We start from the raw sequence: 18,214 nt of genomic DNA, 5'->3' as shown, positions 1-18,214 counted from the left end.
CCTTACTCACCATGAGAACGCGGGTTTTTTGTTCTCTAAAGGGTTTTAACGTTCGTTGACTTCCAGATTTTATGTTGGTATTTTTGTTGGTACATTTTCATACCAACAAAAAAATACCAACAAAATGCCAAAACTAGCCAAGCCACTCACAGACGTACAGCCAAAAAATGCCAAACCAAAGGAAAAGCCTTACAAGCTACCAGACGGAGGCGGGCTTTATCTACTGGTTAATCCCGATGGCTCTAAGTATTGGCGGCTTGCTTACCGCTTCGCTGGTTTTCAAAAACTTCTAGCCTTTGGCAAGTATCCTGAAATTTCACTAAAAAGTGCCAGAGAAGCAAGAACCGTCGCACGAGAACAAATTCATGCCGGAATAGACCCTTCCCAAACCAAACGCATTAAAAAAATAACAAAAGCAACCACCAACGCCAACACGTTTGAAGCAATTGCGCGTGAATGGCACGAGAACAAGCTGAACTCTTGGCAAGAAAGAACGGCGTCCAATGTTCTACACCGATTAGAAAAAGATGTTTTTCCGCTAATCGGCAAATTACCAATTACGGAAATTAAAGCCCCAGCAATGCTGGATGTCTTAAGGCAGATTGAAAAGCGCGGCGCTGTAGAAATGGCAAAACGGCAAGGCCAAGTATGCGGTCAGATATTCCGTTACGCCATTGCATGTGGGAAAGCAGAAATTAATCCTGTCCCCGATCTACGCGGCGCGCTCAAAGCAACAGAAAAAGGACATCATGCGGCAATCACGCCTGACGAGCTACCCGATTTTATCCGCGCGTTTGAAGCTATCGAAGGTCGGATGTATGCGCCAACAAGAATCATGTTCCGTTTAATGATGCTGACTTTTGTACGTACCAGCGAGCTAACCACGACAGAATGGTCAGAAATAGACCTCGAAAATGAAAGCTGGATAATCCCGTGGCAGCGCATGAAAATGGGAAAGAAAAAGATCAATCCGCGTAAAGTTGATCATCACGTTTTTTTACCAACGCAAGGCTGGAAGCTGCTTCGCGAATTGCATCAATACACCGGCAATAACAAATACCTTTTCCCTAATCTGCGCGACCACGAAAAACCAGCAACGAACTTCGGCATACTCGCAGCAGTTAAACGCATGGGCTACAAAGGCGAAATGACTGGTCATGGCTTCCGGTCACTTGCTATGGGCGTGATTAAAGAGCGTTTGGGCTACCGCCATGAGGTCGTAGACCGTCAACTGTCTCATGCATCAGGCGACACCTACGGCGAAGCCTATGACCGCGCCCAGTTCCTTGATGAACGTAAAGTGATGATGCAGCAATACGCGGACTACTTAGACAACGCGACAAGCGCAAATATTATTCTTGGAAAATTTGGAGTGAGAAAGACAGCATGATTGACAGCCCTAAAGATAATTTTGATGAGTTATTCGATGAAAAAGATTCTAATTTTCTAAATAACTCAATTCTTTCAGATCAAATTCAAGGGTTAAAAGACGGCATAGTTAGCTACGGAGATGGCAATTTAGCAGAAAAAGCAAAATATATCCTCGAATTAGGTATTCAACCGATTCTCAGAGGAGAAACCCCTTCTCCTATTTTTCTAACATTTGTGGCAGATTCAATTCGCAAAGTGCTGGAAGGTGAAGAAAAAACGCTTGATGATGCTTTTGGTTTGAAATTACCACGCGGAAGGCAAGCCAAAGACCCTCAACTTGAAGATAAAGAAGTTGAGGCATATAACAGCACTATGGTAAACAAAAGGGATTTTCCAATAGACGAAAGACGTAAAGAATCATTAGACGCAGCTTTCAAAGCCCGCTATCAAATATCTATTGATGAGTTGAGGGAACGTGGCTTTGATGAAAAATCTATTAATGATCGACAGACTGAATTAAAAAGAACCCTAAAGAAGCGCGGGGTATTGTAGGGCTAACCGGATTTAAATCTACATATTTAAATCCGGTTTTTAAAAAATATAACCTCCGTAATAATCCTTCCTGTACCGAAATGCACCGCATGGAGCGGCTGTAAACGGGCATTCTCTACAGGAGTTTTCATGAAAAATGTATTACCGATTCAACATACATCAAGCAGCACTGGGCGCAATCTTGGCAGCGCGTCAATTGACCAAGTGTTCCGCCTTCCGCAAGTCAAAGCATTAACAGGGCTTGGTAAATCATCAATCTATGCAGCAATGCGTCAAGGGAATTTCCCTGCCTCACGCTCACTTGGCGCAAGGGCTATCGGCTGGTTTCAATCAGACATTATAAATTGGCTTGAATCACGCAAACCCGCCAAACCATCCCATCATCATAAAGAGGTTGCATAATGCCTAAACTGTCACTTGAAGACTTCCACGCTGTTGACTATGCGACATGCAAGCAGACGATTGCAGAATCGAAGCTTGAACACTCGATTGATATGGGGAGTTTTTCCATACACCACGGCACAAGATACGCCCGGCCTATCGTCATAGTAGAACACCACAACCAAAAAGCGGACGAATTGTCTGCTGTCTGGTATTCCGACGTGCCAGTTAGCCTCTAATGTCACGGCTGCCGACCACGACCGCTGACCACACACAAACAGGATGCAACCTACTTATTGACGATTGGAAAAAAGATGAAATTTAGACTTGACGAAGATACGACAGAAATCATTGTTAAATTAGCTGGATTGTCCGGTTTAACGCCTGACGACCTGTTGGATAAACTAATTGCGTCCATGCTTGCCGGACTGTATGAAGTTGAGGCATTGCTGGAAGTCCTCCCAAAATCAACGCCCACACGTGACGCTGCATTGAATTTGCTCCAGAGTTTCGGGCATGGCGAAACTTTGACAGAGGGAGTAAAACGCCTTGCCCCTGATGGATACCTGACATTAGAGCAGCGGTTTCTGCATCAGATCATGAGTCCGATTCAACGCCAGCCCGCTTAAAAGGCTTGTAATGGCATTCACTTCCAAACCTACAGGCGCGGATAACTTCTCAGAAAAAACGCCCGAAAGGGCGTTTGAGCATTCTGGTACGCCGCCCTTTGAACCATTACACAAGTTACTGAAGAAGGTTAATCCAGAGAAATTAATTGAAGCGCGGAACGCCCTTTCCAGCATGAATAAAGAAGAGCTAATACTGCGGTTTAATACAGCGTTCCGGAAAAAACAACGATTGAACGCCTTCGTTCTTTCTGAAGTCTTGACCGCTACCGGAGTGCCTCCAGAGTCCCGCAGAAGTCACTCAAAGACCGCTTACAGTATTGAGCAGGAATTTGACTTGCTAACATACGACCTGCGTTGGTTGCGCTCAGCATATCCAAAGCAGAGCGGCGCGATTAAGTATGAACGCTTTAGGGAAGCCTTTAGTCGAGACGATACCCGCGCCCATAAGGCGGCGGAATATATATTCTACTTTAATGGTAAAGAGAGACGGGCAACGTGGAAAATCGTCAAAGCGTTAGCGATGACGGATGAGATGTGCTTTGACTGCTATCAGCTCAAGTCGCAACCGGTAAAGAAGCGGGAGGAGGCGACAAGAGAAATGCGTAACAGCGTGTTTTCTAAGTTAGAGGAATACACGAGGGCAACAAGACTCACGCGAGTATTTACCAAAGAGGACGCAAAGGCGACTCTCAACAGGCGCATGAACCTTTGGGTTTGCGAACGCATGAGCGACGGGACGAACCGCGAAATAACCCGCCGTTATCAGTTGCTGACAGGTCAGGTAATAACCGCTCAGATAGCCTCAAGGCAGCTTGGTATTGTGCGTGAAATTCTGAAGAAAAGCAGGAGCGAAAACAGAGCAGAAAGCGAGACACAAAACGAATAGAAATGGGGATGACGTACCCGACTCAAGGAATGAAATTCCTTGGGTTTTTTAATACAGGTCAAGAGTCTTTATCCATGCGGTTTTTGACCTGTTAAGAAAGTGAATACAATTGCGCCAAAAATATCTTAACAGCTTAACAGGTCAACCTTATACATTCGTAACAGGTCAACCTTATACATTCCGGTCTCATTTCTAAGGAAAAAAAAGTAAGCAATAAGTGTTAATAAAACAAGTACACTTATGCAGTTCTATTCCATTTTAATTAACAAAACGAAGAGTAAGGCCAACGTGAAACAAATAACACTTGAACAATTCTGCGACCTTTTAAAAGTCATGACCATCACCCAATCAATCGACAATGGGTTTGCTATTACACATCACGGTCACGTTGAAGGCGTATCGACAATCGCAATCTCAACATGTCGCGGTAACGGCGTTTGCTTCGTACTTCAATAATCATCAACAAGTAGGACAACAAGGAAAGCGGAACATCCCACTTCCCTTGTTGCCTTGCAAAGTAAGTCACTACTGACTTAACAGCTACCGGAAAGTGAAAGTCCTAGAAAATACACACTACCCCGAAGGGGCAGTGTTCATCGTTCGCGGACTGCCAGCACCAATCCTTATAGAAAGAGCTTTTACTATGAAGAATATTTTTGTTGGTATTTATGATGGTACAAATTAAAATAAAAAAAAGAAAATCCAATACAGGCAACTCTTTTAAGAGATTATACAACTCCACCTATCCCAGATTAGCGTTCTGACTAGTTCAGAAACGTACAAAGAACCCGCTTCTAGCTTAGGCTACAGCGGGTTTTTTGTTCTCTAATCTTAACGTTCGTTGAAATTGACTTCTGTTGAGAATATGTTCGGGCACTTCCAGATACCGCCAAAACAAATACCTGCGACATATCCAAACCCGTTATTGCGCGCGCATCACATATGAGTCATACGGATAAAAGGTTAATCCCCAAAAAACGCGGCAAATTTTCGGATGGTAGCAACATATATATTGCTACCGTAACCATGACTCAAAGTTGTACTCGTGCAAGTCAAGCAAGCAGAAAAAACCATCTTGCTTTCGACAGCGATCCTTAAGTACCTCGTTAGAAATGCATTGAATGAAGAGTATGCGGGGCACCTCAGGTGCAGCGCCACTCATCTTTTGTTCACTGCGACGCTTCAGGCAGTCACCAGAAAATCGATCACGATTTCGCCGGGGTCGCGTGAGATATATGCCATTTTTATAGTGTCGCCAAAACGGTCACCGATCTGGTGTAAGAGCGGGATAGGGTCGTGGTCGTTGCAAAAACGCATGGTTTCGCCGGGCTCGAGAGAGGCGAGAGCTCCGAAAATAGCGGCATGCCGGAAGCGTTTGGCGACGCCGCGTGCATCAAAAGCATAAATTCCTTGCGCCGTCAGTGGGCGCGCGCAGTCATGTGACATGATCATTTCCTCTTTGATGAAAACTGATAAATGGATCTGATACGAGTCGATGTCATGGCACCTTGAAACCATGCTGGCGTCATCTGCGAGATAGCAAAGCCCGTCGTATCAGGCATACACCATCGTACGGAATTTCGGCACCATCTCAACCAACTGTCGGTAATGGCTCTGGATTTACTTGATGGTTGTCAATTCAGCGATAACTCTGTGCGGAAACATTACTTATTTTGATCTCTTTTCGACAATCTTTTTTTCGTTGACCGCAGTCAAGGAAAAAATATTGCGCTGCACCTACCATCGTCCTCGTGGCGGAACCATCATCACGTCATGGATTGCAGCGGTTCCTGATGATTTAAAAAATAAAAGGGGTTAACTCGACATGAGCTCAACGTTCACCAAGTCAACCGCCAGGAATATTTTCTATGGCGGTTCGGTATTTTTCTTTCTGCTATTTCTCGGATTGACTTTCGATACCATGACCACCATGCCCAAGCAGGATAACAGTGCAAATCTGACTGAGGGTGTTGCCCGTGGCAAAAAAATATGGGAAACCCGCAATTGCATCGGCTGCCATACGCTGCTTGGTGAAGGTGCGTATTTTGCGCCTGAGCTGGGCAATGTCTATAAACGCCGAGGTCCGGAATTTATCAAGGCATGGATACAGTCGCAGCCAACTGGCGCGCCCGGTCGCCGCCAGATGCCACAGTTTCATTTGAAGGATCAGGAATTGAACGATCTGGTCGAGTTCCTTAAATATTCGTCTGAAATCAATACGAATAAATGGCCTCCGAATATCGAAGGTTGATTCAGGTTCCTATGAAACGATCACTGCCTTGTCTGGTTTTAGCGTGTCACAGCAATGGCTGTACCGGACATGGGCTCCATTCCTGAATCGGAATGGGCGGCAGGCAAGTCTCATCATTAAGCGGAGAAAACTCTATGCAATATAAATCACAGGCTGTCGCGAAGCCCTATTTCATCGCGGCAATCGGCCTGTTTCTCGGGCAAATTCTGTTTGGCCTGATTATGGGTCTGCAGTACATCATCGGCGATTTTTTATTTCCGGCGATTCCTTTTAACGTCGCCAGGATGGTGCATACCAACCTGTTGATCGTCTGGTTGTTATTCGGCTTTATGGGGGCTGCATATTATCTGGTGCCAGAAGAATCCGAGCGCGAACTGCACAGCCCTAAATTAGCGATGCTGATGTTCTGGGTCTTTCTGGTAGCAGGTGCTCTGACAGTGATTGGCTACCTGACTGTTCCTTATGCGGATCTGGCGCGTATGACTGGCAACGATCTGCTGCAAACAATGGGGCGCGAATTCCTTGAGCAACCGCTGCCAACCAAGGTTGGTATTGTTCTGGTCGCGCTGGTGTTCCTGTTTAATATTTCGATGACAGTATTAAAAGGAAGAAAAACCAGTATCAGTCTGGTGATGCTGGCGGGTTTGTGGGGTCTGGCGATTTTTTTCCTGTTTTCTTTTTACAATCCAAGCAATCTGGTCAAAGATAAGTTTTACTGGTGGTGGGTGGTACATCTGTGGGTCGAGGGTGTCTGGGAATTGATTCTCGGTGCGATGCTGGCTTTTGTTTTGATTAAAGTAACGGGCGTTGATCGTGAAGTAATCGAAAAATGGTTGTATGTAATTATCGCGATGTCACTGATTTCCGGCATCATCGGTACAGGTCACCATTACTACTGGATCGGTGCGCCGGAATACTGGCAATGGTGGGGTAGCGTGTTTTCTGCACTGGAACCTATTCCATTCTTCATGATGACAGTATTCGCATTCAATATGGTCAATCGTCGTCGTCGCGATCACCCTAACCGTGCTGCCACATTATGGGCATTAGGCACAGGTGTGATGGCCTTCCTGGGTGCTGGCGTCTGGGGCTTCCTGCATACACTGGCTCCGGTGAACTATTACACACACGGCACCCAGATTACAGCAGCGCATGGTCATATGGCGTTCTATGGTGCCTATGCAATGGTGGTACTGACCATGATCAGCTACACCATGCCTATCATGCGTGGCCGTGCCGCCAATAGCAATAAGGCGCAGGTGGTAGAAATGTGGGCATTCTGGCTGATGACGGTTTCTATGGTCTTCATTACCCTGTTCCTGACTGCTGCGGGCATTCTGCAAGTCTGGCTGCAACGTGTGGCAACAGCACCGATGTCGTTCATGGCAACACAGGATCAACTGGTGATTTTTTACTGGTTGCGTCTGGGGTCGGGGGTGATTTTCCTGATTGGTCTGCTGCTCTACATCATGAGCTTCTTCATCAAAGGCGAGAGCGTCGATACTGCACGCTAAGCTATACCGACAACGCCTGATGTAAATCAGGCGTTTGAGTTATGCAAACAGAGTTACATATCGGGCACGCCCTACATCAGACCGACATTGCTGGCGGCAAACCAGCATTGCCTGGTGATCTGGCCATGTGGTGCTTCATTCTTGCCGAACTGCTGGTGTTCGGCATCTTTTTTTTAGCGTATGCCTACACGCGTTCACGGCATGTAGCAATGTTTAACGCTTCACAATCAGAACTCGACAGAGTCAGTGGCGCAGTCAATACCTTATTACTGATTACCAGCAGTTATTTTGTAGTCCGTGCGATCAATGCAATACGACACGATGCCGCAAGAATCGCTTCTTTCTGGCTGATGGCAGCGATGAGCTGCGGACTGTTTTTTGTCGTGCTCAAGTTATTGGAATTCGCCAACAAAATACAGGCTGGAATCAGCATGTCGACCAACCTGTTTTATATGTTTTATCTGTTTTTGGCTTTTTTCCATTTCATGCATGTCATTCTTGGCATGATCATTCTCGGTGCCGTCGCACTGAAAGCATGGAAAGGCGCTTACCACTCAGGTGATTACCACGGTGCCGAAACCGCTGCGGCCTACTGGCATATGGTTGATCTGGTCTGGATTATTTTATTTCCACTGGTGTATGTCTTGCACTGAACTCTGCATCCGCAAAGCGTCACTTTGATCAGGAGACACGATGAACAATACGAAAGCAGCAACATGGTACTGGCTGGCGCTCCTACTGCTGACCGCATCCAGCGTGGCATCTGCTTACTGTGGATTACCCAAAACCGTATTTGTATTTTCTGTCCTGCTGATCGCATTGATCAAAGGTGAAATCATCATTGATCGCTATATGGGCTTGCGTTACGTCGCCGGTCCGTGGCGTGCCATCGTTTTTGGCTGGCTATTCATCGTCATTGGTGGCATCAGCCTCAGTTTTTTATAAGTATACGACAACGTTGCCGACTCACTCCATATCCGCTCTGAAAACACATCATGAATGACCTGACTCCACACAATTTTTTGGCCGATGACACAAAAATCCCGTTTTACCAGCCTGTGGGAAACGAATGCGCGCTGTTTGAATATGCCTATCAGCACCAGTTGCCATTGCTGATCAAAGGGCCAACCGGTTGCGGCAAAACCCGCTTCGTGGCACACATGGCTGCCAGATTAATGCGCCCACTGATCACCGTCGCCTGCCACGATGATCTGACCTCTGCAGATCTGGTGGGTCGCCATCTGATCGGTGATGGCCAGACCTTGTGGTCTGATGGGCCGCTGACACGCGCAGTCCGGCAAGGTGGAATCTGCTACCTGGATGAGATTGTCGAAGCACGCAAAGACACGACCGTGGTTCTGCATCCACTGACCGATGACAGGCGGATTCTGCCTATTGAGCGCACAGGTGAAGAATTACAAGCACCGGAAGAATTCATGCTGGTTGTTTCTTATAACCCCGGCTATCAGAATTTACTGAAAAATCTGAAACCCTCCACGCGCCAGCGCTTCATCGCCATTCAGTTTGATTATCCGGCAGCAGCACAGGAGCAACAGATATTGATGGCAGAAAGTGGCATTGACAGTGACATGGCGCGCCGATTGGTGCATCTGGCGAATCAATTCCGCCAGCTCAGACATCATGATCTGGAAGAAGCCGCGTCAACACGTCTGCTGGTCTATGCCGCTACCTTAATTCAGGCTGGGTGTGACCCGGTGATGGCATGCAAGGCTGCTATGGCAGAACCGCTGAGTGATGATGCCGACACCATCGCCGCTTTATACGAAGTCATCAAAGCCAGTTTTGGTAAGTGACAAGAGCATCATGAGTGATCCAGCGGACCGTCGTATTGCAATCGAGGCAGAACTTTTGTATCTGCTCAATCTGCTGCTCTTGCCAGGATTCGCTTTTGTCATGCTGTTGTGGCTCGCGCATCAACACCGGGATCGGATATCCACTCTGGCACGTTGCCATCTCCGGCAAACGATCTTTGCCAGCCTCTGGGCCGGAACCTTGTTACTGCTGGTGACAGTGATCATCATCGCTTTGGGTGGCTTCCAGTCTCCGATGACCTGGGTTGTATTGATACTGTATTTTATTTGCTGTCACTCTCTATTCATTTTGTTGGGTGTATTCGGTTTGTCACGCGCCATGGCGGGGCAGCCTTATATCTATTTTCTTCCGGGAAGTCAGCGATGGAAGTAAAAAGAAAACTACATCGCGGCCTGTCAGGTATTCGGGTGCAGCGCTGGCGCCAAATCACGCAGAGCAGCTTTTTTTTGTTGTTCGTTCTGGCGCCCGTATTTGATATTTTCCGGCTGGATTTACATCTGCATCATTTCATTTTTTTTGGCATGGACTGGACGCTTGGTTTAAATACGCAGGCATCAGGTAATAACAATGCAACAGAAGCAGCACTCACATTATTATGGCGCGTCTTTTTGCCAGTGCTGACTGCAGGCGCATTACTGATCTATGTCAGCTGGAAATGGGGTCGGCTATATTGCGGCTGGTTGTGCCCACATTTCTCTATTGTAGAAACGATCAATCAAACATTGCGACGTGCCATTGGCAAACAAAGTCTGTGGGATCAGGAAAAATTATCCGAACAAAATCCCGATGGCAGTCGCATTAAAGCCGATCCGATCTGGTGGCTGGGAGTCATACCGCTGGTTATTCTGTGTTCCGTTTTATGGGCAGTGGTGTTACTGACATATCTGCTGCCGCCAGCCGAAATTTATAGCAATATCTGGCATGCCACACTGACCCGCAATCAGACTATCTTTCTGAGCGTGGCGAGTCTGGCCTTTTTTATCGAATTCATGTTTGCGCGTCATCTGTTCTGCCGCTATGCCTGCGCCGTCGGACTTTTTCAAAGTCTGGCATGGGTGGCAAACGATAGCGCGATGGTGGTTGGTTTTCAGCGCGAACGCGCCAAAGACTGTTCAAGTTGTTTCTCTGCCTGCGACCACGTCTGCCCTATGCGACTACAACCGCGTAGCGTCAAGCGCATGATGTTTGCCTGTGTCCAATGCGGTCAATGTCTGGATGCCTGCCATCAAACTCAGAGCGATAACCCGGATGGCAGCTTGCTGACTTGGGTACATCATGCCAGAGCCGAATCTGAAGCCGCGCTCACCGGCAGTCAGGCCAGAACGATACAAATCAAACTGATCCGCGATGATACCCGCTCGCCGCAAGAGTAAATCATGAATCATGTCCAGATCAGTCAGATAATCAATACAGAAAGTAAGTAATGGAAGAATATATCGGTGGTTTATGGGACAAACTGATTACCCGTGTCGCCTATCGTGGCTATCCTGAAGCGCGTGTGGAACTGGGGCAGATCGCCAAAATAGCGCCGGTTTTTTTTCGTGCGCTGGGTGGTGATGCCGGACTGAATATACAGGCAGGCAGCACCAGCAGTCACGGTGCGCGGCGTCACTGGCTGGAAAGGATTGCCGGTACCGGAGAAAAAACTGAGCTGGCATGGGCAGATGAGCAGACCTTGCATCTGCCAGCCTGGATAGAATACTTTCCAGATATAGAACTGAACCGCGATTTATATCTGTGGCTACTCGCTTTATCTGCTCATAGCGATACCCCTAATAATACTCAGAATGGCACTTATAGCAGCACCAGTAGAGACAATCCTGGCAACAATCCTGGCAACAACGAGGACAGCTGTCAGGATACGAGCTGGATCATCCGAAATCAGCAGGCAAGTCTGAGCGTACTGTCACACTTGCCGGGTCTGCGTTCACGTTATCAACGATTGGTAGAAGCCACGCTGGCGCTACGCCCTCTTCCTTCGACTCTGCCAGCACAAGAGGCACGGGCAGAACGTATAGTGCGTCAGGCATTGCGGGACCCCGGCAGCGTGACAAACTACACGCCCGGACGCAAACCCTGCGCACCGGTCATGTTATGGCTACATCCGAATCCGCCATCGGCCATGGGGCAAAGTAAGAAAGCCAGTCGCCTGCAACCGCAACAACCAGAAAATAACACGACAAAAAAAGACCAGGAGGCGCGCAAACGACGTGCCGAAAATGTGGCCATGCCCGACAGCAAAAGTCCGTTTATGTTGTTGTTCCGGGCAGAAAGCCTGTTCTCGTGGGCGGAATTTGTGAAGGTCGATCGACCACTCGACGAGGATGATAATGAGGATGCGCAAAAAGCGGCAAATGATCTGGATTTTTTAAGTCTTGCTCAGGATGGAAAAACGACTGCCAGCCGTGTACGCTTCGATCTCGATCTGCCAGCAGAAGCCGACGATGATCTGGTGCTGGCAGACGGTATTTTGTATCCGGAATGGCATTACCGCAAACAACAACTATTGCCTGCACATTGCCGGGTCCAGATGCTGCTCGCCAGAGATGCCATCGCTTGCCCATTACCACCGGTGCTACGTGCCAGCGCACGCCGCCTTCGTCAGCAATTCCAGTCACTGACACCGCAACATACACGTCTGCGGGCACAGGCAGACGGTCATGATCTTGATCTGGATGCCTGCGTGCGTTTTGCCTCTGAAAAAAACTGCGGAATTCCGGTCGCTAGTCCGGGCTTGTATATCGATACCCGGCGACAGTTACGCGATCTGTCCTGCTTGCTGCTGGCGGACCTGTCATTGTCTACGGATGCCTGGGTCAGCAATTCGGCACGCGTTATTGATGTGATACGTGACAGCCTGTTCCTGTTCAGCGAAGCGCTGGCCGCTACTGGTGACAAATTTGCCTTGTATGGATTTTCTTCTGTCCGTCGTGAACATGTCCGCTGCCATCTGCTCAAAGGTTTTGATGAGCGCTATGACGATCAGATACGCGGTCGCCTGCAAGCGCTGAAGCCCGGCTATTACACTCGTATGGGTACCGCGCTGCGTCATACTGCCGCAATTTTGAATCAACAAAAAACCAGTCGTCGCTTGCTCTTGATCTTGACCGATGGAAAACCAAATGATCTGGATCAGTACGAAGGCCGCTATGGCATAGAAGATACCCGTGTCGCCATACAAGAAGCACGACGTCTTGGATTAACACCATTTTGCGTTACCGTCGATGAGAAAGCCGGAGATTATCTGCCGCATTTATTTGGTCACAACGGTTTTGTGGTCGTCAAGAACGCCGCTGAATTACCGCAAGTATTACCTCGTCTGTATATGCAACTGACAGCGCATTAACGCGTTAACACTATTACGGCACTGGCAAGTCATGTTTGTGATCCGGTGGGCAAAAACAAACAAAATCGGAACAGGCATTGATCTGGCACAGACAATATCCAAGTCCTTTTTCATCTTGATAACCATCAAGGATTTTCCCGATAGGCCAGCGTAGGCTTGTTATATTGTTCATCAACCAAGAGGGGAAATACAACATGAAATCAAGATTCACACTACCTTTGATGCGTCCTTTAGTTGCCTTACTCGCAGCGCTCCCTTTGGCAACAGGTATCGTGTACGCAGAAGAAAAAAAAGAAGATAAAACACACGGTGCTGCGGAACTGAAATACCAGGCTGGTGGATCTCCGCTGGCAAGCGAAGCCATGCATCAGAACATCAATCCAAAAGCGCCGCCAATGACAAAAGCGGAGTTTGAGGCAGGTAAACAAATTTACTTCCAGCGTTGTGCCGGTTGCCACGGCGTGTTGCGCAAAGGAGCCACGGGTAAGGCACTGACACCCGATATCACTCTCGACAAAGGTACTGATTACCTGAAAATCTTTATCAATTACGGCTCTCCTGCCGGCATGCCGAACTGGGGTACATCTGGCGATTTATCAGATAAAGAAGTCGATCTGATGGCGCGCTATATTCAGCAAGAGCCACCCGTTCCGCCTGAGTTCAGTATCAAGGACATGATGGCAACCTGGAAAGAAGTCATTCCTGTTGCCAAGCGCCCGCTCAAAAAGATGAACAACTACAATATTGCCAATATCTTCTCCACCACCCTGCGCGATTCCGGCGAAGTGGCGTTAATTGACGGCGATACCAAAAAAATCATCAATATCGTTAAAACTGGATATGCAGTTCATATCTCGCGTACCTCGGCTTCCGGTCGTTATCTGTTCGTGATTGGCCGTGATGCACGCATCAACCTGATTGATCTATGGATGGAAAAACCAGATACCGTCGCTGAAATGAAAGTCGGTCTGGAAGCACGCTCTATCGAAACATCAAAATTCAAGGGCTTTGAAGATAAGTACGCCATCGCTGGCGATTACTGGCCACCGCAATTTGTGATCATGGAAGGCGATACACTCAAACCACTGAAAATTGTCTCTACCCGTGGCATGACAGTCGATAATGAATACCATCCTGAGCCGCGCGTGGCATCCATTGTGGCTTCGCATTATCGTCCTGAGTTTGTCGTCAATGCCAAAGAAACCGGCAAGATCATGCTGGTCGACTACAAAGACATCAACAACCTGAAAATGACAACGCTGGATGCGGCTAAATTCCTGCATGATGGTGGTCTGGATTCGACTGGCCGTTATTTCCTGGTCGCCGCCAATGCCTCCAACAAAATCGCGGTTGTCGATACCAAAGAAGACAAAATGGCAGCTATTGTCGATGTCGGCAAGACACCGCATCCAGGTCGTGGCGCTAACTTCGTTCATCCAAAATTTGGCCCCGTCTGGGCAACCAGCCATCTGGGTGACGAAAGTATCTCCATGATCGGTACAGATCCTGTCAAACATAAAGCACAGGCATGGAAAGTCGTTGACACCATCAAAGGTCAGGGCGGTGGCTCGCTGTTCATCAAAACACATCCAAAATCCAAAAACCTGTGGGTGGATACGCCTTTAAATCCGGATACCAAACTGAGTCAGTCGGTTGCAGTCTTTGATATTGATCACTTTGAAAAAGGATATGTCACATTGCCGATCGCAGAATGGGCCGGTCTGGGTGAAGGTGCTAAACGTATCGTACAGCCTGAATACAATAAAGCCGGTGATGAAGTCTGGTTCTCGGTATGGAGCGCCAAAGATAAAGAATCAGCGATTGTCGTGGTAGACGATAAGACCCGCAAACTGAAGGCAGTGATCAAAGATCCTAAGCTGATCACACCAACGGGTAAATTCAACATCAACAATACACAGCACGACGTGTATTAAGACACATGATGACATCACATTTGATACGAACCTAATACAGAAGAAGGAGATCAGCATGAAATATCCATCCGCACTGGCATTCGCTACCGCTATTGGTGTCGCAGCACTTGCCTTTACGGCCAGTTCTTCGTATGCCGCGACAGGTGCAGAACTGACCCAGAAAAATGGCTGCATGGCATGTCATGGTGTTGATAAGAAAGTCCTTGGCCCGGCTTTTCAGGAAGTCGCAAAAAAATATAAAGGTAATGCCGATGCCGTCGCCTTGTTATCGAAAAAAATCAAGGAAGGCGGCAGCGGCGTCTGGGGTCCTATTCCTATGCCTGCCAATGGCCCGAAAGTCAACGATGCGGATATCAAAACGATGGCGGAATATGTGCTGACGACCAACTGAATCGGGTTTGAGTCACAGGCGCATCAGATTGTTCATCAGACTGCTCGTTATTCTGATAAACAAGCCCTGATGCATAGGCTTTAATCAATCGCCCCACAAAAACAAGGCGCACCGCTCGCAACAGCGGTGCGCCTTTTTCGTCGTATAGCAATCAGACTCGATTGAAAAAGTAAGCACGATGCTTGCAGCTCGTACGTCTGCAGCAATTGCTGACATTGCTGAAATTACTGAAATTGGTAGCTTGCTATATTGAAGGTGAATGAGCTGGCATGAACCTCTCAGCACCCCATCGCACGCACCAAAATAATGCAGCTCCTGTACACTTTCACTTTTATATCCACTGATGCCTGATCATGCGTAGAAAATGGTCTTTATTGGAAATGAGTCTCGCCTGGCTCAGGACTTTTTTACCTGCTGGTATGAGTATCAGCCATCTGGAACGTCTGCGCGCCTGCGCCGGAATGCTGGCAGGCTTATTACTGACAGGGCTGGCGACCCAGTTCATGCTGGGCTCTGTTTTCCGCGTCCCCATGTTGCTGGCACCGATCGGCGCTTCGGCTGTCTTGCTGTTTGGTGTGCCTTCCAGCCCGCTGGCACAACCGTGGTCTATCGTCGGCGGCAATATGATCTCCGCACTGGTGGGCGTCACCTGCACACATTTTCTGGGTGCCTCCATGATGACGGCAGCGATTGCCACCAGCCTTGCGGTAGGAGCGATGTTTTTCTCCCGCTGCCTGCACCCTCCGGGCGGCGCAGTCGCGCTGACAGCCGTATTAGGCGGCCCGGTCATCCTTGGACTGGGGTATCAGTTCGTCGTCTTCCCCGTTCTGCTCAACTCCTTGTTACTGATGCTGTTTGCTCTGGCCTATAACAACGCAACAGGACGACGTTATCCGCATGCTTCGCAGCCAGATCACAGCGGCACCCACGGTACTGCGGATGCCCGTCCGATTGACCGTCTGGGCTTTAGCTCGCGCGATCTGGATGAAGTGCTTCAACGATACAATCAGGTACTGGATGTCAGCCGTGATGATCTGGAATCACTGTTCCTGCAAACCGAAATGCATGCCTACCGCCGCCGCTTCGGCGAGATTATGTGTAGCGATGTCATGTCCCGCGATGTGATTACGGCAGAGTTCGGCACCACGCTGGAAGATGCCTGGACATTGTTGCGCCAACACAGAATCAAAGCCTTACCGGTAACCGACCGTGCCCGTCGCGTGATTGGTATCGTAACGCTGGTAGACTTTATGAAGAATGCCAATCTGGATGTTTATGAAAAATTCGACGAAAAACTGCGTCAGCTGATACGCCGTACCCGCGAACTACATTCCAGCAAACCCGAAGTGGTTGGGCAAATCATGACGCAGCCCGTCAAGACCGCGCGTCATGATATGCATATCGTGGAATTAGTGCCCTTATTGTCTGATAAGGGGCTGCATCATATTCCCATCGTGGATGATGAGAGACGTCTGATCGGCATGCTGACGCAATCAGATCTGATCGCTGCGCTGTATCGCGGCAAACTCAGCGATACAGAAATAAAAACCGAAACTGTCAGTTAAAAAAATCCCGCACAGACAAGACAAGGCGGGCTTTCGTTTCACGACTACGGCAACAACATGCAAACAGTTGAACATCGATGCGTTCGTCAATCGCAGCCGCGCTTAACAAGCATCACCCGCCGCCACTGGTCATCTCAAATCAACTTGGAATACGTTGCCGTCGTGACTTTTTTCAGATATTTGTCAAACACCATGGCAACGGCACGGACAAACAAGCGGCCTTTTGCAGTGACGCGAATCGCATCTGCATCCACCGTGATAAAACCAACGTCTTCATACTGCTGCAATTGTGCCAGCTCTTCTGCAAAATACTGATTGAAATCAATCTCATAGACGCGGTTGATGTCATCCAGTTGTAGCGGCATACTGCACATCAGGGTCATGATGATGTCACGGCGCAACAGATCATCTTTGTCCAGCGCAATGCCTTTTTCTACCGGTAAATGTCCGGCATCCAGCAATTGATAATATTCCTTGATGGTGCGCACCGACTGGCTGTACGAATGGCCGACCTTGCCGATCGATGACACGCCAAAGCCAATCAAATCACATTCAGCGCGAGTGGTATAACCTTGAAAGTTTCGGTGCAGACTCTGATCCTGACGTGCCTTGTTCAGCTCATCATCTGGCTTGGAAAAATGATCGAGGCCGATATACACATAACCCGCATCCAGCAAACGGCGTGTGGACATCATAAAAATCTGCAAGCGCTCTTCTGCACTTGGCAAATCAGCAGAAATAATCTGCCTCTGTGCCTTGAAACGACTAGGCAGATGCGCATAGTTATACAGGGCGATCCGGTCTGGTGCCAGCTGAATCAAATGATCCAGTGTCTGACTGAAACTGACCATCGTCTGTTTGGGCAGACCGTAAATCAAATCAGCGTTCACAGACTGGAATTGCTTTTTACGGCTCTCGGTGACTGCTGCCTCGACCATTTCAAATGGCTGGATGCGATTAACGGCCTGCTGTACGGCGGGGTTAAAATCCTGCACGCCAAAGCTGTTGCGGTTAAATCCCAGCTCTGCCAATACGGACAGAGTTTCTGGTTTGACGGTACGCGGATCAATTTCCACCCCCAGTTCCGCATCATCAGTAAAAGTAAAATGCTGACGTATCATCGCCATCAACTGACGTAACTCATCTGAACTGAAAAATGTTGGAGAACCGCCTCCCAGATGCAATTGCACGGTCTTTCTATCAGGCCCGATGCGGGATGCCACCATCTGAATTTCTTTTTCCAGATAACGCAAATACTCCGTCGTGCGGCTATGGTCTTGCGTGATGATCTTGTTACAGGCGCAGAAATAACAAAGCGACTCACAAAACGGCAGATGAAAATACAGCGACAAAGGCGGGTTATCTGTTTTACCGGCACGTTGCTCCAGATAATGCAGATAATTCTGTTCCGTAAAATCGGTATGAAAACGATCTGCCGTCGGATATGACGTATAACGAGGACCAGATTTATCAAATTTGCGAATTAATTCTTCGGATAACTCAATCTCATCGATTGGCTGTACTGTGCTCATAACATTCTCTCTGTGCATTCTTTCTGCGG

The 18,214-nt window shown here is 48.2% G+C and carries 18 protein-coding genes; 16 read left to right on the top strand and 2 right to left on the bottom strand.

The window, feature by feature from the left end; genetic code table 11:
- The first annotated feature begins 55 nt into the window (after positions 1–55).
- From ACO0LB_RS01370 to ACO0LB_RS01350, 5 genes are all read left to right on the top strand, one after another.
- Complete coding sequence (locus ACO0LB_RS01370) at positions 56–1,390, top strand: tyrosine-type recombinase/integrase (RefSeq protein WP_423045720.1); 1,335 nt, start codon at positions 56–58, stop codon at positions 1,388–1,390.
- Complete coding sequence (locus tag ACO0LB_RS01365) at positions 1,387–1,923, top strand: hypothetical protein (protein WP_423045718.1); 537 nt, start codon at positions 1,387–1,389, stop codon at positions 1,921–1,923. Before ACO0LB_RS01370 ends, ACO0LB_RS01365 begins: the two co-directional genes overlap by 4 nt.
- 129 nt (positions 1,924–2,052) lie before the next feature.
- Entirely contained in the window at positions 2,053–2,325 is a 273-nt protein-coding gene (locus ACO0LB_RS01360; protein ID WP_423045716.1) for a helix-turn-helix transcriptional regulator, read from the top strand.
- Positions 2,326–2,618: 293 nt separating this feature from the next.
- Positions 2,619–2,933, top strand: coding sequence for a hypothetical protein (locus ACO0LB_RS01355; RefSeq protein WP_423045714.1), 315 nt, complete (start codon positions 2,619–2,621; stop codon positions 2,931–2,933).
- Between the two features lie 10 nt (positions 2,934–2,943).
- Entirely contained in the window at positions 2,944–3,819 is an 876-nt protein-coding gene (locus tag ACO0LB_RS01350; RefSeq protein ID WP_423045712.1) for a hypothetical protein, read from the top strand.
- Positions 3,820–5,001: 1,182 nt separating this feature from the next.
- Here ACO0LB_RS01350 and ACO0LB_RS01345 read toward each other — a convergent pair.
- On the bottom strand, positions 5,002–5,265 hold the full coding sequence (locus ACO0LB_RS01345) for a DUF2249 domain-containing protein (RefSeq protein WP_423045710.1): 264 nt from the start codon (positions 5,263–5,265) through the stop codon (positions 5,002–5,004).
- 379 nt (positions 5,266–5,644) lie between these two features.
- Between ACO0LB_RS01345 and ACO0LB_RS01340 the strand changes: the two genes are divergently transcribed.
- The 11 genes from ACO0LB_RS01340 (at position 5,645) to ACO0LB_RS01290 (ending at position 16,653) form a co-directional block, all read left to right on the top strand.
- Entirely contained in the window at positions 5,645–6,070 is a 426-nt protein-coding gene (locus ACO0LB_RS01340; protein WP_423045708.1) for a c-type cytochrome, read from the top strand.
- 134 nt (positions 6,071–6,204) lie between these two features.
- Complete coding sequence (locus ACO0LB_RS01335; protein ID WP_423045706.1) at positions 6,205–7,584, top strand: cbb3-type cytochrome c oxidase subunit I; 1,380 nt, start codon at positions 6,205–6,207, stop codon at positions 7,582–7,584.
- Positions 7,585–7,625: 41 nt separating this feature from the next.
- Positions 7,626–8,237 carry a cytochrome c oxidase subunit 3 family protein gene (locus ACO0LB_RS01330; RefSeq protein ID WP_423045704.1) on the top strand — a complete coding sequence of 204 codons (612 nt, stop codon included), beginning with the start codon at positions 7,626–7,628 and terminating at the stop codon, positions 8,235–8,237.
- A gap of 40 nt (positions 8,238–8,277) precedes the next feature.
- Positions 8,278–8,529 carry a cytochrome C oxidase subunit IV family protein gene (locus tag ACO0LB_RS01325; RefSeq protein ID WP_423045702.1) on the top strand — a complete coding sequence of 84 codons (252 nt, stop codon included), beginning with the start codon at positions 8,278–8,280 and terminating at the stop codon, positions 8,527–8,529.
- A gap of 50 nt (positions 8,530–8,579) precedes the next feature.
- The gene (locus ACO0LB_RS01320) at positions 8,580–9,398 is read left to right on the top strand and encodes a CbbQ/NirQ/NorQ/GpvN family protein (RefSeq protein WP_423045700.1); all 819 of its coding nucleotides are present in this window, start codon (positions 8,580–8,582) and stop codon (positions 9,396–9,398) included.
- A gap of 10 nt (positions 9,399–9,408) precedes the next feature.
- The gene (locus tag ACO0LB_RS01315) at positions 9,409–9,789 is read left to right on the top strand and encodes a hypothetical protein (RefSeq protein ID WP_423045698.1); all 381 of its coding nucleotides are present in this window, start codon (positions 9,409–9,411) and stop codon (positions 9,787–9,789) included.
- A complete protein-coding gene (locus ACO0LB_RS01310) occupies positions 9,780–10,790 on the top strand; it encodes a 4Fe-4S binding protein (RefSeq protein WP_423045697.1) in 1,011 nt (336 codons plus the stop codon). The genes ACO0LB_RS01315 and ACO0LB_RS01310 overlap by 10 nt, the downstream gene beginning before the upstream one ends.
- A 50-nt stretch (positions 10,791–10,840) precedes the next feature.
- Positions 10,841–12,763 carry a nitric oxide reductase activation protein NorD gene (locus tag ACO0LB_RS01305; RefSeq protein ID WP_423045695.1) on the top strand — a complete coding sequence of 641 codons (1,923 nt, stop codon included), beginning with the start codon at positions 10,841–10,843 and terminating at the stop codon, positions 12,761–12,763.
- A gap of 194 nt (positions 12,764–12,957) precedes the next feature.
- Positions 12,958–14,697, top strand: a complete 1,740-nt coding sequence (locus tag ACO0LB_RS01300) for a cytochrome D1 domain-containing protein (protein WP_423045694.1) — start codon at positions 12,958–12,960, stop codon at positions 14,695–14,697.
- Positions 14,698–14,752: 55 nt separating this feature from the next.
- The gene (locus tag ACO0LB_RS01295) at positions 14,753–15,088 is read left to right on the top strand and encodes a c-type cytochrome (protein WP_423045692.1); all 336 of its coding nucleotides are present in this window, start codon (positions 14,753–14,755) and stop codon (positions 15,086–15,088) included.
- Between the two features lie 353 nt (positions 15,089–15,441).
- Positions 15,442–16,653: an HPP family protein gene (locus tag ACO0LB_RS01290; RefSeq protein WP_423045690.1), complete on the top strand. Its 1,212-nt coding sequence runs from the start codon at positions 15,442–15,444 to the stop codon at positions 16,651–16,653.
- Between the two features lie 134 nt (positions 16,654–16,787).
- Here the strand turns inward: ACO0LB_RS01290 and hemN are convergent, their stop codons facing one another.
- Entirely contained in the window at positions 16,788–18,185 is a 1,398-nt protein-coding gene (gene hemN / locus ACO0LB_RS01285) for an oxygen-independent coproporphyrinogen III oxidase (RefSeq protein ID WP_423045688.1), read from the bottom strand.
- Positions 18,186–18,214: the final 29 nt, after the last annotated feature.

Source organism: Undibacterium sp. SXout7W, from assembly GCF_049339385.1.
Classification (GTDB): domain Bacteria; phylum Pseudomonadota; class Gammaproteobacteria; order Burkholderiales; family Burkholderiaceae_D; genus Undibacterium.
This window is presented reverse-complemented; position numbering and strand designations above follow the sequence as displayed.